The sequence below is a fragment of the Mesorhizobium sp. M5C.F.Ca.IN.020.32.2.1 genome, from assembly GCF_004023105.1.
GTDB classification, from domain to species: domain Bacteria; phylum Pseudomonadota; class Alphaproteobacteria; order Rhizobiales; family Rhizobiaceae; genus Mesorhizobium; species Mesorhizobium wenxiniae.
Genome location: NZ_RZSX01001589.1, coordinates 1 through 573 on the forward strand (window position 1 = coordinate 1; position 573 = coordinate 573).

Sequence of the window (573 nt, forward strand, 5' to 3'; positions counted from 1 at the left end):
CCACCGGAGCGACAACTTCGAGGTTCGGGTCGTTGGCCTTCTTGACCAGATCATTGATCGACAGCACTGGCAGCGAATAGGCGTCGATGCGGCCGTCCTGCAGCATCTTCAGGCCGCTCTGGCCGTCCGGCACGACGATGACGCGGTCACGTGGCACACCAGCGGTGAGCGCCAGCTTCTCCTCGGTGCCGCCGCCCGGCGCCCCGATCGTCGCGGTGGCATCCTTGGCGACATCCTCGTAGCTCTTGAAGCCCTTGGGGTTGCCCTTCTTCACCAGCATCGCCTCGGCGTCGCACAGCACCGGCTCCGAATAGACAACGGCCGCGCAACGCTCCGGCTTCATAAACAGGCCGGCGGTGACGACGTCGAAACGGCCGGCCTGCAGGCCGGGAATCATGGCGCCATATTCCGAGATCGAGGCGACGATGTCGTTGACGCCGAGGCGCTTGAAGATTTCACGCGCCACATCGGGCGCCGCGCCCGAAACCTTGCCGTCGGCCGCAACCGCCGTGTAGGGCGGCTCATTGGCAATGGCGACGCGGGCGAAGCCCTGTGCCTTGAGCTCTTCGAGCT

Annotated in this window: 1 protein-coding gene; it reads right to left on the reverse strand. The window is 65.6% G+C overall.

Translation table 11 applies throughout. The features are described 5' to 3' along the window. The coding region (gene ehuB / locus EOA86_RS37615) for an ectoine/hydroxyectoine ABC transporter substrate-binding protein EhuB (RefSeq protein WP_128345889.1) at nt 1-573 on the reverse strand (573 nt) is incomplete at both ends.